The 16332-nt window shown below is 60.1% G+C and carries 16 protein-coding genes; 9 read left to right on the forward strand and 7 right to left on the reverse strand.

The window, feature by feature from the left end; all coding sequences use genetic code 11:
• Positions 1-82: 82 nt before the first annotated feature.
• The 5 genes from AC097O_RS05370 (at position 83) to AC097O_RS05390 (ending at position 5773) form a co-directional block, all read left to right on the forward strand.
• The gene (locus AC097O_RS05370; RefSeq protein ID WP_479591826.1) at positions 83-1678 is read left to right on the forward strand and encodes an ABC transporter substrate-binding protein; all 1596 of its coding nucleotides are present in this window, start codon (positions 83-85) and stop codon (positions 1676-1678) included.
• 159 nt (positions 1679-1837) lie between these two features.
• Positions 1838-2866, forward strand: coding sequence for an ABC transporter permease subunit (locus AC097O_RS05375; RefSeq protein WP_479591827.1), 1029 nt, complete (start codon positions 1838-1840; stop codon positions 2864-2866).
• Positions 2867-2872: 6 nt separating this feature from the next.
• Positions 2873-3805, forward strand: a complete 933-nt coding sequence (locus AC097O_RS05380; protein ID WP_315203079.1) for an ABC transporter permease subunit — start codon at positions 2873-2875, stop codon at positions 3803-3805.
• A gap of 19 nt (positions 3806-3824) precedes the next feature.
• Positions 3825-4799 carry an ABC transporter ATP-binding protein gene (locus tag AC097O_RS05385; protein WP_479591828.1) on the forward strand — a complete coding sequence of 325 codons (975 nt, stop codon included), beginning with the start codon at positions 3825-3827 and terminating at the stop codon, positions 4797-4799.
• The gene (locus AC097O_RS05390; protein WP_479591829.1) at positions 4796-5773 is read left to right on the forward strand and encodes a peptide ABC transporter ATP-binding protein; all 978 of its coding nucleotides are present in this window, start codon (positions 4796-4798) and stop codon (positions 5771-5773) included. Before AC097O_RS05385 ends, AC097O_RS05390 begins: the two co-directional genes overlap by 4 nt.
• Positions 5774-5828: 55 nt before the next feature.
• Here AC097O_RS05390 and AC097O_RS05395 read toward each other — a convergent pair whose 3' ends face one another.
• On the reverse strand, positions 5829-6587 hold the full coding sequence (locus AC097O_RS05395; protein WP_479591830.1) for a sulfite exporter TauE/SafE family protein: 759 nt from the start codon (positions 6585-6587) through the stop codon (positions 5829-5831).
• Positions 6588-6770: 183 nt separating this feature from the next.
• Here AC097O_RS05395 and AC097O_RS05400 point away from each other — a divergent pair, with 183 nt between their 5' ends.
• Complete coding sequence (locus AC097O_RS05400; RefSeq protein WP_479591831.1) at positions 6771-7169, forward strand: hypothetical protein; 399 nt, start codon at positions 6771-6773, stop codon at positions 7167-7169.
• An 88-nt stretch (positions 7170-7257) separates the two neighbouring features.
• On the forward strand, positions 7258-7698 hold the full coding sequence (locus AC097O_RS05405) for an OsmC family peroxiredoxin (RefSeq protein ID WP_479591832.1): 441 nt from the start codon (positions 7258-7260) through the stop codon (positions 7696-7698).
• A gap of 87 nt (positions 7699-7785) precedes the next feature.
• On the opposite strand, the gene AC097O_RS05410 is transcribed toward AC097O_RS05405, so the two are convergent.
• From AC097O_RS05410 to yghU, 4 genes are all read right to left on the reverse strand, one after another.
• Positions 7786-8646, reverse strand: coding sequence for a hypothetical protein (locus tag AC097O_RS05410; RefSeq protein WP_479591833.1), 861 nt, complete (start codon positions 8644-8646; stop codon positions 7786-7788).
• A gap of 41 nt (positions 8647-8687) precedes the next feature.
• Positions 8688-8912 carry an ATP-binding protein gene (locus AC097O_RS05415; RefSeq protein WP_479591834.1) on the reverse strand — a complete coding sequence of 75 codons (225 nt, stop codon included), beginning with the start codon at positions 8910-8912 and terminating at the stop codon, positions 8688-8690.
• Positions 8913-8980: 68 nt separating this feature from the next.
• Positions 8981-10714, reverse strand: a complete 1734-nt coding sequence (locus tag AC097O_RS05420; protein ID WP_479591835.1) for a M35 family metallo-endopeptidase — start codon at positions 10712-10714, stop codon at positions 8981-8983.
• A gap of 275 nt (positions 10715-10989) precedes the next feature.
• The gene (gene yghU, locus AC097O_RS05425; RefSeq protein WP_479591836.1) at positions 10990-11862 is read right to left on the reverse strand and encodes a glutathione-dependent disulfide-bond oxidoreductase; all 873 of its coding nucleotides are present in this window, start codon (positions 11860-11862) and stop codon (positions 10990-10992) included.
• A 258-nt stretch (positions 11863-12120) separates the two neighbouring features.
• Between yghU and AC097O_RS05430 the strand changes: the two genes are divergently transcribed.
• Both AC097O_RS05430 and AC097O_RS05435 read left to right on the forward strand, forming a co-directional pair.
• Complete coding sequence (locus AC097O_RS05430; RefSeq protein WP_479591837.1) at positions 12121-12486, forward strand: helix-turn-helix transcriptional regulator; 366 nt, start codon at positions 12121-12123, stop codon at positions 12484-12486.
• Between the two features lie 121 nt (positions 12487-12607).
• The gene (locus AC097O_RS05435) at positions 12608-13675 is read left to right on the forward strand and encodes a hypothetical protein (RefSeq protein WP_479591838.1); all 1068 of its coding nucleotides are present in this window, start codon (positions 12608-12610) and stop codon (positions 13673-13675) included.
• Positions 13676-13760: 85 nt separating this feature from the next.
• On the opposite strand, the gene AC097O_RS05440 is transcribed toward AC097O_RS05435, so the two are convergent.
• Both AC097O_RS05440 and AC097O_RS05445 read right to left on the reverse strand, forming a co-directional pair.
• A complete protein-coding gene (locus AC097O_RS05440) occupies positions 13761-15098 on the reverse strand; it encodes a Fic family protein (protein WP_479591839.1) in 1338 nt (445 codons plus the stop codon).
• Between the two features lie 200 nt (positions 15099-15298).
• Positions 15299-16222, reverse strand: coding sequence for a LysR substrate-binding domain-containing protein (locus tag AC097O_RS05445; protein ID WP_479591840.1), 924 nt, complete (start codon positions 16220-16222; stop codon positions 15299-15301).
• Positions 16223-16332: the final 110 nt, after the last annotated feature.

Consider the following 16332-nt stretch of genomic DNA (forward strand, 5'->3'; position numbering starts at 1 on the left):
TATGTACCGATCCCCGTGCCGCACCAAACGAGCACCATCGAGGTGCACGTCTGCCTTTGCGTTTTGATCTATTTGGAGCAACATGAAAAATTTGAGCAAACTGGTTCTGGCACTGGGCCTGACCGCCGCAGCCTTGGCAACCCACGCCGCCGGCACCCTGGTCTACTGTTCCGAGGCCAGCCCTGAAGGTTTTGACACCGCCCAATACACCGGCGGCCAAACCTTCGATGCCGCAGGCCACGCCCTGTTCAACCGGCTGGTGGAATTCGAAAAAGGCTCCACCAAGGTGGTCCCCAGCCTGTCCGAGTCCTGGACTACCGCCCCCGACGGCCTGACCTACACCTTCAAGCTGCGCAAGGGCGTGAAGTTCCACACCACCGACACCTTCACCCCCAGCCGCGACTTCAACGCCGATGACGTGGTGCTCACGTTCATGCGCATGGTGAACAAGCAGCATCCGTTCACCAAGGCCTACCCCGCCGTGTTCCCCTACGCGTCGGATACCGGCCTGGACAGCAACGTGGTGTCGGTCAGCAAGACCGACGACTACACCGTCGTGTTCCTGATGAAAAAGCCCGACCCGGACCTGCTGGCCAAGCTGGCCATGCCCGCGTTCTCGGTGCTGTCGGCCGAATATGTGGCCAAGCTGATGGCCGCGGGCACGCCCGCGCTGATCAACCAGCAGCCCGTGGGCACTGGCCCGTTCATCTTGAAGCGCTACCAGAAAGACTCCCAAATCCGCTACGCGGGTAACAAGCAGTACTGGGACCCCAAGGCTGTGAAGATCGACAACCTGATTTTTGCCATCACCACCGACGCATCGGTGCGGGTACAAAAGCTCAAGGCCGGCGAATGCCAGATCATGTCCTACCCCAAGCCGCAAGACCTGGCCGGCCTGAAGACCGAACCCGCGTTGAAGATGATCAGCGCGCCCGGTTTCAACATCGGCTATCTGTCGTACAACACCGAAAAGCCCACCACCGGCAAGCTCGAAGTGCGCCAGGCGCTGGACATGGCGATCAACCGCAAGGCCATCATCGACGCGGTCTACCAGGGCCAGGGCCAGGAGGCCACCAACCCGTTCCCATCGTCGCTGTGGTCGTATAACCCCGCGCTGAAAAACCCACCAGTCGATGTCGAAAAAGCCAAAGAGCTGCTGAAAAAGGCAGGCTACCCCGATGGCTTCGAGATGACGCTGTGGAGCATGCCCGTGCAGCGCCCCTACAACCCCAATGCCAAGCTGATGGCCGAAATGATCCAGGCCGACTGGGCCAAGATCGGTGTCAAGGCCAAGATCGTCAGCTACGAATGGGGCGAGTACCTGAAGCGCATGAAGGCCGGTGAGCACGACGCGGGCCTGATCGGCTGGACGGCCGACTACGCCAGCCCTGACAACTTCCTGGGCGTGTTGCTAACCTGCGAAGCTGTGGGCGGCTCCAACTACGCGCGCTACTGCAGCAAGGAATTTGATGGCTACACCCTCAAGGCCCGCAGCACCACCGACCCCAAAGAGCGCACCGCGCTGTACATGAAGGCGCAAGAAGTCTTCAAGCGCGACATGCCCTGGTCCACCATCGCCCACTCGACGGTGAACCAGCCCATGGCCAAGGGCGTGGAGGGCTTCAAGATCAGCCCGTTTGGCGACTACAACTTCACCTACGTCAGCAACACCAAATAAGGTGATGCGCACGTAGCGCCCCCCGCCTTTCAACAGGCCCAAAGCAAGGTGACCCGCAAGCGTCACCTTGCTTTTTCGTTTTTAAAGAGCACGATGTACTCCACGCCGCCCAGCCAGCCACAAGCCGCCAGCGCGTGCGCAGCATAACTACCAAGCACTATGTTTATCTACATCCTTAAACGCCTCGCGGTGGTGATCCCGACCTTCTTCGGCATCACCCTGCTGACCTTTTCACTGATCCGCATGATCCCGGGCGACCCCATCGAAGTGATGATGGGCGAGCGCACGCTGGACCCGGTGCTGCACGCCGCCGCCATGCAGCAGCTCGGGCTGGACAAGCCCCTGCCGGTGCAGTATTTCAACTACCTGGGCGAACTGCTGCAGGGCAACCTGGGCGCATCGCTCAAGACCCAGATCCCCGTCTGGACCGAATTCAAAACCCTGTTCCCCGCCACGCTGGAGCTGGCCCTGGTGGCGCTGCTGTTCGCGCTGGTGGTGGGCGTGGTGGCCGGGGTCACCGCAGCGGTGAAACGCGGCTCGTTCCTGGACCACGGCGTGATGACCGTGGCGCTGACCGGCTATTCCATGCCCATCTTCTGGTGGGGCCTGGTGCTGATCATGGTGTTCTCCAGCGGCCTGGGCTGGACCCCGGTATCGGGCCGCATCGACCTGATGTTCGATATTCCGCCCGACACCGGCTTCATGCTGATCGATGCCTGGCGCGCCGAGCAGGCCGACCCCAGCCTGAACGACGGCGCGTTGTGGGATGCGGTGAAGCACCTGATCCTGCCCACCATCGTGCTGGGCACCATTCCGCTGGCAGTGATTGCCCGCATGACGCGCTCCAGCATGCTGGAAGTGCTGCGTGAAGACTATGTGCGCACCGCCCGCGCCAAGGGCCTGTCGCCCGCCCGCGTGGTGTTCATCCACACCCTGCGTAACGCGCTGATTCCGGTGCTCACGGTGATTGGCCTGCAGGTGGGCACGCTGATGGGCGGCGCGGTGCTGACCGAGACCATCTTCTCCTGGCCCGGCATCGGCAAGTGGTTGATCGATGCCATCGGGCGGCGCGACTACCCCGTGGTGCAAAGCGGCATTTTGCTGGTAGCCACCATGGTCATCGTGACCAATTTTGTGGTCGACATTCTGTATGGCGTAGCCAACCCGCGCATCCGGCACAACAAGTAAAGCACCATGCAAACCTCTCCGTCCCTACCCTCCGCGTCTGCCACCGACGAGCTGGAGCTCGCCCCCGGCACACCGCCCTCCTCCTGGCAGGAATTCTGGCGTGGCTTTACCAAGAACAAAGGCGCAGTCGTCGGTCTGGTGTTCATGGCCATCGTCTGCCTGGCCGCGCTGTTTGCGCCCTGGGTGGCGCCATACGACCCGATCGAGCAGTTCCGCGACCACTTCCTCACGCCGCCCGCCTGGGTGGCCGGGGGGTCGTCGCAGTTCTTGCTGGGCACCGATGAGGTGGGCCGCGACATCCTCTCGCGCCTGATCCATGGCGCGCGGCTATCGCTGTTTGTCGGCCTGGTGTCGGTGGTGCTGGCGCTGATTCCCGGCGTGGTGCTGGGCCTGGTCGCCGCTACCTTTGGCCGTGCGCTGGACTCCACCATCATGCGCATCATGGACATCATGATGGCCCTCCCCGCCCTGCTGCTGGCGGTGGCGATTGTGGCCATCCTCGGCCCCGGGCTGGGCAACGCGCTGGTGGCGATTGCCGTGGTGTCACTGCCCGCCTACGTGCGGCTGACCCGCGCCTCGGCCATGACCGAGCTCAACCGCGACTACGTCACCGCCGCCCGGCTCTCGGGTGCGGGCACGCTGCGCATCATGTTTGTCACCGTGCTGCCCAACTGCATGGCCCCGCTGATCGTGCACGCCACCATGGGCTTTTCGGCCGCCATTTTGGAAATCTCGGCCCTGGGCTTTCTGGGCATGGGCGTGCAACCGCCCGCGCCCGAGTGGGGCACCATGCTGGCCTCGGCCCGCGACTACATAGAGCGCGCCTGGTGGGTCGTGACCCTGCCCGGCCTGACGATCCTGTTCTCGGTGCTGGCCATCAACCTGATGGGCGACGGCCTGCGCGACGCGCTCGACCCCAAATTAAAAACTGCAGCCTAAGACTGCGAGAAGAACCACGATGGCATTGCTCACAATCAAAAATCTCTCGGTCGAGTTCGGCCCCCAGGGCCGGGCGTTCCGGGCCGTGGACGGGCTCGATCTGACCGTCTCGCAAGGCGAAATCGTCGGCATCGTCGGCGAATCCGGTTCCGGCAAATCGGTCACCATGATGGCCTTGATGGGCCTGCTCGACGGCCAGGGCCGCATCACCGCCGACACCCTGAACTTTGACGGCCAGGACCTGCTGAAAATCGCCCCCGCCCAGCGCCGCAAGCTGCTGGGCAAAGACATGGCGATGATCTTCCAGGACCCGATGACCTCGCTCAACCCCAGCTTCACCGTGGGCTACCAGATCATCGAAGTGCTCAAGCAGCACATGGGCCTGCGCGGTGCGGCCGCCACCGCCCGCGCGGTGGAGCTGATGGAGATGGTGGAAATACCCGCCGCCAAAAGCCGCCTCGACGTGTACCCGCACCAGCTCTCGGGCGGCATGAGCCAGCGGGTGATGATCGCCATCGCCATCGCCTGCAAGCCGCGCCTGCTGATCGCCGACGAGCCGACCACCGCCCTGGACGTAACCATCCAGGCGCAGATCATGGAGCTGTTGGTGAATCTGCAAAAAGCCCACAACATGGCCCTGGTCATGATCACCCATGACCTGGCCGTGGTGGCCGAAGTGGCCCACCGCGTGGCCGTGATGTACGCCGGCCAGGTGGTCGAAACCGGTAGCGTGGCCCGCCTGTTCGACCACCCCGCCCACCCCTACACCCACGCGCTGCTGCAGGCCGTGCCTGAGCGCAGCCACGGCGCGCGCCGCCTCAGCACCTTGAAAGGCATGGTGCCCGGCCAATACGACCGCCCCAAAGGCTGCCTGCTCTCGCCGCGCTGCCCCCGCGTGCAAGACCGCTGCACCACCGAGCGGCCCGCACTGGCGCAACACGACGGCAATGGTGTGCGTTGCTTCTTTCCTTTGAATGAAGAGGTGGCCGCATGAGCACGGTTGTTTTAGAAGCCAAGAACCTCACCCGTTACTACGGCGTAGCCCAGGGGTTTATGCAGCCCAAACTGCAGGTCAAGGCGCTTAACGGCATCTCGTTCCAGTTGCAGGCCGGTAAAACCCTGGCCGTGGTGGGCGAATCCGGCTGCGGCAAAAGCACGTTGGCACGCCAGTTGACGCTGATCGAAGCCCCCACCTCCGGCACCCTGGTGATGGACGGCCAGCAACTCGACACCGCCAACAGCGCCCAGCGCAAAGCCATGCGCAGCAAGGTGCAAATGGTGTTCCAGAACCCCTACGCATCGCTGAACCCGCGCCAAAGAATTGCCGACCAGCTGGCCGAGCCGCTGCTGCTCAACACCCAGTTGAGCGCTGCCGAGCGCACCGCCAAGGTCCATGACACCATGCGCCGCGTGGGCCTGCGCCCCGAGTTTGCGCAGCGCTACCCGCACATGTTCTCGGGCGGCCAGCGCCAGCGCATCGCCATCGCCCGCGCCATGATCTTGCAGCCCAAGATCCTGGTGGCCGACGAGCCCACCTCGGCGCTCGACGTGTCCATCCAGGCGCAGGTGCTGAACCTGTTCATGGACCTGCAGGAAGAGTTCAACACCGCCTACGTGTTTGTGTCGCACAACCTGGCGGTGGTGGAGCACGTGGCCAACGACCTGATGGTGATGTACCTGGGCCGCGCGGTCGAGGTAGGTGCCAAGGGCCTGATCTTCGAGCGCCCGCTGCACCCGTACACGCAGGCCCTGCTGTCGGCCACCCCGTCCATCGACCGCAACCAGCGCCGCGTGAAGATCAAGATCACCGGCGAGCTGCCCAGCCCGCTGAACCCGCCCAGCGGCTGCGCCTTCCACAAGCGCTGCCCGCACGCCACGGCACTGTGTTCGACCGAGGAACCGCTGCTGCGCCCCCTGCTGGGCCGCGAGGTGGCTTGCCACCATGCGGAGACCATCAACCCGGCTTGAAATTTAAATAAAAAAGGCTTCCCGTGCTTATCCCATAAGCACGGAAAGCTCTCATTTAAGTAGCAAACCGCGCCAGCAGCCTGGGCACCGAGGCCACCAGCATCGCCACCCCCGAGGCCGTCAACAGCCCCAGCACAATCTTGCGGAACGCGGCTTCGCTGATGCCGATATACAACCGCGCACCCAGCAGGGTGGGCACCAGCATGGCCACGGCCACCACGCCAAACATCGGCAGCATGCTGCGCGTGACGATGCCGCTGGCCAGGTAGGTGCCCATGGTGACCAGTAGCATCGACAAATTGAAGTTTTGCACGATGGCGCGCTGGGCATCTTTCTCCAGCCCGCGCAGCGTGCACCACAGCGTGGGCAGCGCGCCGGTGAAGCCACCCAGCCCGCCCATCACGCCCCCGGCCATGCCCACCACGCCGTCGGCCCAGCGGCCCCCGGCGGTGATGCAGGGCAGGTGCCGGGCCATCAGCATCGCCGGGCACCACACCACCAGCAGGCTGCCCAGCCCCAGGCGAAACCAGTCCATGTCCAGCCGCGGCAGCAAGGCCACGCCCAGCGGAATACCCACCAGCCCGCCCAGCACGAACGGCAGCAAGGCCTTCACATCAAAGCCCCGGCGCACCGTCACCGCCGCCAGCACCTGCCCGGTCAGCGAACCGAACACCGCCAGCGCCGCCGCCAGCCGTGGCTCCAGCGTCCAGGCCCAGAACGACATCGCCACCAGCCCATAGGCAAAGCCCGACAAGCCCTGCACAAAGCCCGCCACCACCGCGCCCAGCGCCACCACCCACACGACCGAATCCATTGCTTCTCCTGCCATTGCCCTGACATTGCCCTGCCCGATTGGGATCAGTCCACGGCGTACTAACATGCGGCACCCTGGGCCTGGTAAGCTGCTCGCTATTTTTTCGATAGCTGCTTGCGCCCTTAGCATAAGCGCTAGAGCCTTATTTTTTATAAATCTGCCTGAACAGATCTGACCGTAGCTGTGTCCCCTACTCCCATCCGTACCCAATGCCCACCCGGAGCCTGCAACTGCGGGCGCGACGCGCTGCTGGAAAACCCGCTGGGTGACCTGCGCGTGCTGCGCCTGACCCGCGAGGACGAGCTGCGCCTGTTGCAGCGGCTGGAGAACCTGCAAAGCCTGGCCGATCTGCGCCGACTGGAAGAGCGCATGGAGCAGCAGCTCGGCATCCGGCTGAGCATCGGCACCAGCCCCAACGAGGTCCGCAGCCTGCGCGGCATCGTGATCCTGGTGCACGAGCAGCCCGGCCTGTGCCGCAAAACCCGCCAGTCCATCCCTGCCGCCATCAAGCGCAGCCTGGAGCAGCGGCCTGAGATGGCCTACGAGATATTGGACGTGGGAGGGCTGTTCGAGGGCCAGTAGGCGTGCGCGGGGCATTCTGTGCGCTGCCGCACAGACCCCGTCAGCGGTCGCGGACACCATGGTGGCAACTCACTTTGAAAGGCCCACCATGATCGAGAAAACCGCCACCGTCCATTGGGAAGGCCCCGGCAAAAAAGGCCAGGGACAGATCAGCACCGAAACCGGCGCGCTCAAAAACTACCCCTACGGCTTTGCCAGCCGGTTTGCCGACGACCGCAAGGGCAGCAACCCCGAAGAAATTTTGGGCGCCGCGCACGCGGCCTGTTTCGCCATGGCGTTCTCGTTTGCCTGCGACAAGGCCGGCTTTGCCACCACCACGGTGGACACGCGTGCCCAGGTGCGCCTGGTGCCGCAGGGCGAAGGTTTTGGCATCGACCGCATCGCCCTGACCCTGCAAGCCAACGTGCCGGGCCTGGAGGAAGCGCAGTTCCAGGCGCTGGCGCTGGCCGCCAAGCGCGACTGCCCTTTGTCCAAAGCCCTGGCCAGCGTGCCCGAAATCACCCTGCAGGCCACGCTGCTGCCGGGCTAAGTTACAAGCCTTTCAGGCCGCCTGTGCTTATAGGATGGGCGCGAAAAGCTACGAAATAGATAGCATTTGAGGTATTTTTGCGGCGGCTTACTGGTCGGGCTCGGACAACTTGCCGATCAGCTTTACGGCAATGCCGCCGCCCGGAATCAGGCTGCCCGCCACCTCGGCCCCCAGGTCCACCAGGTTTTCGCGGGTGATGATTTTGTGGACCTTGTCCTTGAACCAGTCGCCGTTTTCCACCACCTCGCCGGTCAGGCCGTCCACCTCGATCACGCCCACCTTGTCGGCGGTGGTCCATTTGAATTCGAAGGCAAACACGGGGCGCAGATACATGTAGGCCCGGTCAAAGGCTATGCTGTCTGACTGGATTTCAAACGCGTTGACAGCCTCGCCGGTCAGGCTAGCGCTGGCCTGCTGCATGGCCCCGGCCAGCGAGAGCAGGGGTTTGAGCACACCGGGCCGCTCCAGCGACTCGACTTCGGTGTACTTGTATTTGGCTATGTAGGCTTCTAGCACGGCCGATTTGGTGCTGCGCTGCATGCCGTCCAGAAAACGGTTGAACTCGATCTTGCGGTGGCATTGCTCCAGCGCCACAAACTCGATGCGGGCCTTGTCCTTTTGGCGCGCCACGTCAAACACCCGGCCCTCGACGGTCAAGGTCTGCGCATAGGGGTTGTTGACCGGCACCTGGTAGGTGAGCTGGCAGGTGTAGTCCACCGAGCGCTTGGCCGCGATGTGCCAGAACGGCTCCAGCCGCAGCTCCTGGCGCGCCAACTGGACGGTGGCATCCTTGGGCCGATTCAGCGGGTTGAGCTTGGCCAGCATGCCAAAGGCACCGAGCTTCTTGCGCTCGGCCTGCTCCTGCGCCGCCCGAAACGGATACACCTCGTCGAACACCAGAATTTTGCTGGCGCTGGCCGGGTCGAAGTGCATGGTTTGGGGATTCATCTGGAGGCCCTGGTAGCAAAGTGTGGGCCACTGTAACCCGGTTATCCGCGCTGGGCCTCCACCATGCTGATGGCATCGAACGGGCAACGCACTGCGCATTTGCGGCAGCCGGTGCAGGCGTCCAGATCGCTGAGCACCGAGAACTTCTTCCATCCCTGCGGCTCCAGCGACAGCAAATGCAAATTGCAGGTGGGCACGCACCAGCCGCAGCCGGTGCAGCGGCTGGTGTCGATCACGGGTTTGGGGACGGGGCGCGGGGACGGCATAAGCAACATCATAGGCAGCCTGCGCCACGGCTTTGCAGGAGCAAACCTGGCCGGTTAATCGCCAGGGCTTACTTGGGCGGGCGTGCCGCCCTGGAATGGATGCTGCCGTCTGCACTGCGGTAAAACAAATACATGCTGGAACCATATTCCACCAGTGCCGGGCGGTTTGGGCTCACCACCGTGCCCAGGCGTATGTCTTTAGACCAGGTCCGAGTCTCTGCACACAAGGCATAACGCAGGCTGCCGTCGCGGATTTCGGCCTTGTTGCCGACGGCCACCAGAACGGCCCCGTTGGCGGTGTTCCACGAGCCGACCGCCAGCGTTTCCGCGTCCAGCGTCGGGGCGGCGATGCTGCTGTCTTCCTTCCACACGCCGACCTGGGGGTCGCCGAACTGCGGCCGTTTCATGACAGGCTCATACGCCAGCACCACAAATTTGGCCTCGCTACTACTGCGGTAAATACACTTGAGCTGCCCGTTGTGCACCACCAGAGTGGGGGTCATGTCGGTTCCGCGGGGTTGGTCAAAAAGCAGGGGTTTCCAGCCGCCGCCAAACGCCATGCCGTCCAGGCGCACCGCGCATCGCAGCTTGTGTTGTTTGTCTACGTACACACAGTACAGACCTGCGCTTTGGTTGACGGCCCCGTTGGGTGCCGTGCCCGGGCGGTAGACCGCGATGGCGGCGCTAGGGCTGGGCGCGTTGCCCTCCCTCAGCAAAGGATCAGCGGCAATCAGGTCTGGCACGGCCGATGCACCTCCCCAATAGAGCGTCGCGTAGTCGCTGGACTGCATGTAACCCGAGAACTTGCCGACCACAAACACCAAGTTTTTGCTCTCCTTGTCGATGAATACGCAATAGGCCTCAGGCCCCCAGGCCGCCAGTGCCGGGGCCACCACACTGCCGCCCTCTTGCTTGTGGCCATCGGTGCGCAAAAATTGGAACGGCATGGGGTCCAGCCAAACCTCTTTCTTGTCGATGATTTTTAACACCCGGACCATCAGGCGCGCACCCTGCGCCTCGGGCTCACGGTAGGCCACCATGAGCTCATTCAGGATGGCCGCGGCCGCCGGACTGTCGGCCGCACGGCCCCAGCCTGACTCCACCGTTCGTTCGGACCAAATGCCGTAGTCGGGTTTCCAGCCGGGTTCGGGCACCGGGCGGACCCAATAAGTACCCATCACAAAATACGCATAGTTTTGTGCGTTTTTTACCGCCAGCCCGGGATCGGAAAATGGAAGCGTGCCGCAGCTTATACGCGAATAATGGCTATCGGCAATTAATATCGTGTGTTTGGTATCTGCTGCGGCATGGTGCATTTCATGCACCAAAATAAATGCCCGCGCCCATTCCGCAGAATCTTGGTAAGACAACCGCAGATGGTCATCATCAAATGCATTGACGCACAAAGAAATCGCCTTATCGCCGGGAAAGTCTCCCTGCAATATTTCGACATAGGCATCTCTTTGTTGAAATAGTTTTTCAATGAAGCCTTGCCGTTTGCACTTTATGTCGTCGGTCGATTTCAAAATGGTGATCGCCATGCTGGACATGCGCTCAACCATGCTGGTGAGAGACGCATTAACGGTTTTCAGGCGGCCTTCCCAGCCATTCCCCGGGCTGGCCTCGAACCAGTCGCTGTAGTCTTTGTACGGCTGTGGCGGCTTATACGCCTGCACCCGCAGCAAGGCCCCCAAGATGCTGGTGTAAGCCCACTCGTATGCACGCGTCCAGGTTTCACATTCCTGTGGAGTCATGCCGCCCTTAAAAAGAGGGGGTATGGGTTTGGACGGGTACGATGGCATATTTATTCCTTTTACAAGAAAATACCAATATTAAATTTTATTTATTTACGATAAATAAAGATAACGTTATTAAAAACAACGTGACTTAATTTGTAATTTGAGTAACTTTCATCATACAGCGCCCAAGCCATCCATGGCAATAAATCCAAATAAAATACCAAAGCAAATTATTTGTGTGGCATCCCCGGTATACGCGGGTCACCACCGTGGCGACAGACTACATTTTTTATAGCTGCTAGCGCCTATCCCATGGGCGCTGGAGTCTTATTTAATGCCTATTTTTCGGCTAGCTTGTCCTGGGTTTTGTTGTCGAAATCACTGGCTGCATGGCGCTCGTGCAACTGCTCCGACGGCTCGCCCCAGGCGCGGTTGACCATGCGCCCGCGCTGCACCGCCGGGCGGGCGGCGATCTGCTGGGCCCAGCGCAGCACGTGGCTGTATTGGTGCACGCTCAGAAACCCGGCCGCGTCGTACAACTGCCCCAACACCAGGCCGCCGTACCAGGGCCACACCGCCATGTCGGCAATGGTGTAGTCCTTACCGGCCAGGTAGTCGTGCTCGGCCAGGCGGCGGTCCAGCACATCGAGTTGGCGCTTGACCTCCATCGCGTAGCGGTTGATCGGGTACTCGAACTTGGCCGGTGCGTAGGCATAAAAATGGCCAAAGCCGCCACCTAGAAACGGCGCACTGCCCATCTGCCAAAACAGCCACGACAGGCACTCAGCCCGCGCCGCACCGCTGGCGGGCAAGAACGCGCCAAACTTCTCCGCCAGGTGCTGCAGGATAGCGCCCGACTCAAACACCCGCACCGGCTCGGCCCCGCTGCGGTCCATCAAGGCCGGAATCTTCGAATTGGGGTTCACCTCCACAAAGCCGCTGCCAAACTGGTCACCGGTCTGGATGCGGATCAGCCAGGCGTCGTATTCCGCCCCCGTGTGGCCCAGCGCCAGCAGTTCCTCCAGCATGATCGTCACCTTGATGCCGTTGGGCGTGGCCAGCGAATACAGCTGCAGCGGGTGTTTGCCAACGGGTAGTTCCTTGTCGTGTGTGGGGCCGGAAATGGGGCGGTTGATGTTGGCAAACTGCCCGCCGTTTTCCTGGTCCCAGGTCCAGACTTTGGGGGGTACGTAGGCGGTGGTGTCGGTCATGAAACGGGCTTCCTTGGATGGTGTGCGGGTTATTTTGGAATGGATGGCAGGTTAGCGGGGGTGGGATGGCCTGTGGAGTTGAAGGTTTTGGTCACAGGTGGTAAGTGCTGCGGCTTGGCAGCTAAGCATTTTGGGGAAAATTTCCCGTACGCAATATTTTTGTAAAAAATTGCCTATCTAACCTTTAATTTCCCGAACGGGGCATTTATTTGCCATTTCACCGATTTAGCTCCATAATTTCCCGAACAGGAAATTAGCATGACCGCCATCCCCTCCCCCGCCGCCCTCGGCGTCGCCACCCGCGCCGCCCGCAAACAGCTCGGCCTGACCCAGCCGCAACTGGCCCTGGCCGCAGGTGTGGGCGTGCGCTTTGTGGTGGAGATGGAGGCGGGCAAGCCCACGCTGCGGCTGGAGCATATTTTGCGGGTGCTGCATGCGCTGGGGGGAGAGTTGCGGGTGGAGGGGCTGCCGTCGGCAGAGCCGGAAGCCGTAGTGCAAGAGTTCAATGTGCCTAACGCTGAGACGCAGGCTGCGATGGAAGAGTCGCGCACCGTGGTGAACGCCCGCCATACGCGTTCGACCAAGCAAAAATCAAGTGATTTTTCAAAAACTCAGGATGCGTAATCTATTTAAATACGCAAGGGTACCAAAATAGCTTAAAAAATAATATATTTAACATCACCGCTTTAATCACATAAATTTTAATAATAAACTTATAACTCAATTAATTATGTCAAAAATTTCCATGACATACGTAGAAAATAGTTCTCAGAAAAAAATCTCTATAAGTGAGGGCGAGGTGGACCCCTTAGGCTTTGAAGATCTATCCAAGATAATTAAATCTTTGGATCAACCCATCGAATTTCCACTAAACCTAAAAGGAGTTGTGATTGAAAAAAATGAATTCACTGATTTTGACCCCAACCTCTCATACAATATTTCAGCAACATTAAATAGCAATCGTGGCTCTAAAATCATTGGCTTAATTAATGGCGGATGGCTTCCTTCTGGTTTGGCAGTGAATGATAGCATTTTACTGCCCGACCGCTGTACTGTAGCAGCGATACGCAGTCATTTTTTAGGTGGATTTTCAAAAAAGAGTCAATCGACAGATTTTCTTGATTTTGTCGCCGATCACCCTATTAGTATAAATCCGCTGCTTTATGCGCTAGAAGGAAACAATGGAACAAAAAATCCAACCGCCGAAGAATTATCAGAACTTTTTGATAGGGCGAGCAAAAAAATTCTTGAAGCCTTACCTGCCGCAATTATTATTCCGGACAAAAAATCGGCTATCCAAGGTCTCCTAGGGATTATTAGCGATACAGCAGAGGGATTCATTCGAAAAAAGAAATTCTTAATAAAAATAGCCCCATTACTCGCCCCGTCAATTAGCAGAAAAAATCTTCAAAAGGTATGGGAAAGTATCATAAATTACGCAGACAAATATGACATAAGCAGGGCATCAATATTAATACTCACAGTGCTAAGCGCATCCTCTGAGAATCAAGCTACGAATCCCGCCAAAAAACTTATAAAGCCAAAGAAGCATTTCACTGAAAAAGATGCCTACAACGTACTCTGTGACCTACGCTCACTGGATCTGCTAATTGGGCTAATTGCTGACTTTCCAGATCAAAGAGTAGTCTTACTTACGGAAGATAAATCATTGGCACTTCTCTGGACGGGTCTCCAAACCCATAATTATCAAAGAAAAAATAACGCCATACATTTCGATATAGATGTAAAAAATACTTTATTTAAAAATATTGCAGATGAAGATTTTAAAAAAATTCTTGATTTATTAAACTAATCACGCAATAAATTAACACCAGATATACAAGTAAATTAATAATATTTTTTATTTAATAAATTCGAGTAAATGTGTAGAACCGCACTCACCCCCACCGCCCCGCCGCAATCCAAGCCTCCGTCTGCGCCATCCCCAGCCGGTAGCGCGCGCAGTTGAACACCTCCAGGCTACCCAACTCCCTCACCAGCAAATCCCGAAACCCCGGCGCGGTGGCCTCTGTGGCTTGCAACTGGTCCAAGGCCGCTTGCAGCGGATATTTGTCCCCCACCACCAGCCCAATCGCCTCGTTCAGCATTTCGCGGTAGCGCAGGCGCACGGGGTCGGGCCCGCCCATGGACTCCAGCACCACGGTGTACTTTTTAATGGACCGGCGGTAGGTCCAGTCGAACAGGTCCACGGCCATGGCCACGTCTCTGAATTCGTACACGCCCAGCACTGCGCTGGCGTAGTCCTGCGGGGCCACGTCCAGAAAGGACAAGGGGGCCTGGTTGTAGAGCATGAGCGGGATGTTGGCTGCCAGGCGGCTGACGCGTTTATTGCCGTCGTCAAAGGGCTGCAGGTACGCCAGGTTCAACCACAAGAAAAAGGCAGCTTCGATGGGGTTCTTGGTCTGCTGGGCCTTGTGGAGGATGGCCTCCAGCATCTCTTGCAGCACCGTGGGCACTTGCGACGGCACGTAGACGGTGTCGGAGATATTGACCACCTTGCTGCGGATGGTGCCCAGGGCACTGCTATCGGGCAGCAGGTCGCGCATCAGCACGGAATGCAGGTTGCGCACCAAGCCCATGGACAAGCCGTAGCTGGGCACCGCGTCTACCAGGAATTCAATGGCGCTTTTATGGTTGAGCAGCATGACGGCATCCATGTCGCCACCGGCCACACCGCTCTTGAACAGCTCTTCAGTGGCCAGCAGGCTGTAGCGGTTGCCCTCCAGCCGGGACGATGCCCACGATAAGTCGATCAACAGCGGCTCCAGCACTTTGCGGGCATAGGTGCCTGCGGGTTGCTGGCCCTGCATACGGCCAAGTTGGGCCAGCTCTGCGGACAGGCTGGCGGGCAGCAGCGCGGACTCGTTGGGCTGGTAGGCCTCGACAAAGCTGCGTTGGTAGGTCACGGGTTCGCGGGCACCCAGAGGCACGGCCAACCGCTGCTGCAATTGCAGGCTGTCTGCCGACCACAGCGGCCCACTGGAAGCATGGCTTTGTGTTGGTGCGGGCAAGCTGTACCGCGTGGCGCGGGCTTGGCCCACTCTGGCCACTTGCTGGGCGGCGAGCAGGCGCTCCAGCATGCGTTTAACGGTGGCCGGGCTGGTCTGCAGCGCCTCCACCAACTGCGTGGTGGTCACCAAAGCGTGGCCTTGCAGAAAGAGCGCTTGCAGGGCTTGGACCAGGGCGTGGTCGGTCGGTTTCGGGGGTGCTGGCATGTATCGGCTCACAATCCGCTCAAAATTGGCTCAAACTGAGAGCCTATTATGCTATTTTGAGCCGATACTGGGCAAATTTTGAGCCAATGCTTTAAATTGGATCAATCGGCTCATTCTTAAGCATATCCGCTCACACTACAAAATCCATAGCTACTCCCGCCCACTGAATAAGCGCAAAGTGCCAATTTGGCTCACAACCCTCACCCCCGCCCGCTAAGCCGACACTCCGCAAACCCCGCCCCATCCCCCAGCACAAAGTCCCGAAATGCCGCCCCCAGGTCCGACGGCACGGCATCCCTGCGGTGCAGCAGGCACCAGTCCAGCATCTTGGGCATGTCCTGCAGGTCCAGCACGGCCAGCATGCCCGCGGCCAGCTCTACCTGGAACACGTGGGCGGACAGGAAGCTGATGCCCATGCCGACCATCACGGCCTGCTTGATGGTCTCGTTGCCGGACAGCTCCATGGACACATTCACCTGCAGCGACTGGGATTGCAGCAGGTGCTCCAGAAACTGCCGGGTGGCCGAGCCGGGCTCGCGGAAGATGAAATCCTCGGTGCGCAAATCGGCCCAGGTGAGCTTGCGGCGCGCAGCCAAGGGGTGGCTGGGCGGGGCGACGATGCAGTGGGGGTTGCGGGCAAAGGTTTCGGCTTCCACGTCGGCCTCGCTGGGCGGGTAGCCGCCGATGGCCACGTCCAGTTGGTGGTCTTGCAGCATGGCCAGGATTTTGTCGCGCCGCTCCACCGTGAGCTTGAAGCGGATGCCGGGGTGGCGCGCCTTGAAGGCCATGAGCAGCGCGGGCGCGAAGTAGTGCGCCGTGGGCACCACGCCCAGGTGCAGCAGCCCGCCCTCGCCATTGCGGCTGGCGGCCATGGCCTCATCAGCGATGCGCACCTGGTCGAGGATGCGGCGGGTGTGGCGCAGCAGGGCTTCGCCGGGCGGGGTCAGCAGCAGGCGCTTGCCGGTTTTGCTGAACAGCGGCTGGCCCGCGTCTTCCTGCAACTGGCTGATCTGCATGGACACCGCCGGTTGCGTGAGGTGCAGCTGCTCGGCAGCGCGCGAGTAGCTCAGGGTGGTGGCCACGGCTTCGAAGATACGGAGTTGGCGCAGGGTGGTGTTTTTCATTCAGGGTTCACCCGCAATGCGGGCCTTGGAAAAAAGCCGAAATCGAGTCGCGGGACAGTGGTTTGCAAGGAATTTCCCTAAGCTGCACCGCAGCATTTCCGGCCTTACAG

The sequence above is a fragment of the Rhodoferax sp. LS1P39 genome, from assembly GCF_056521425.1.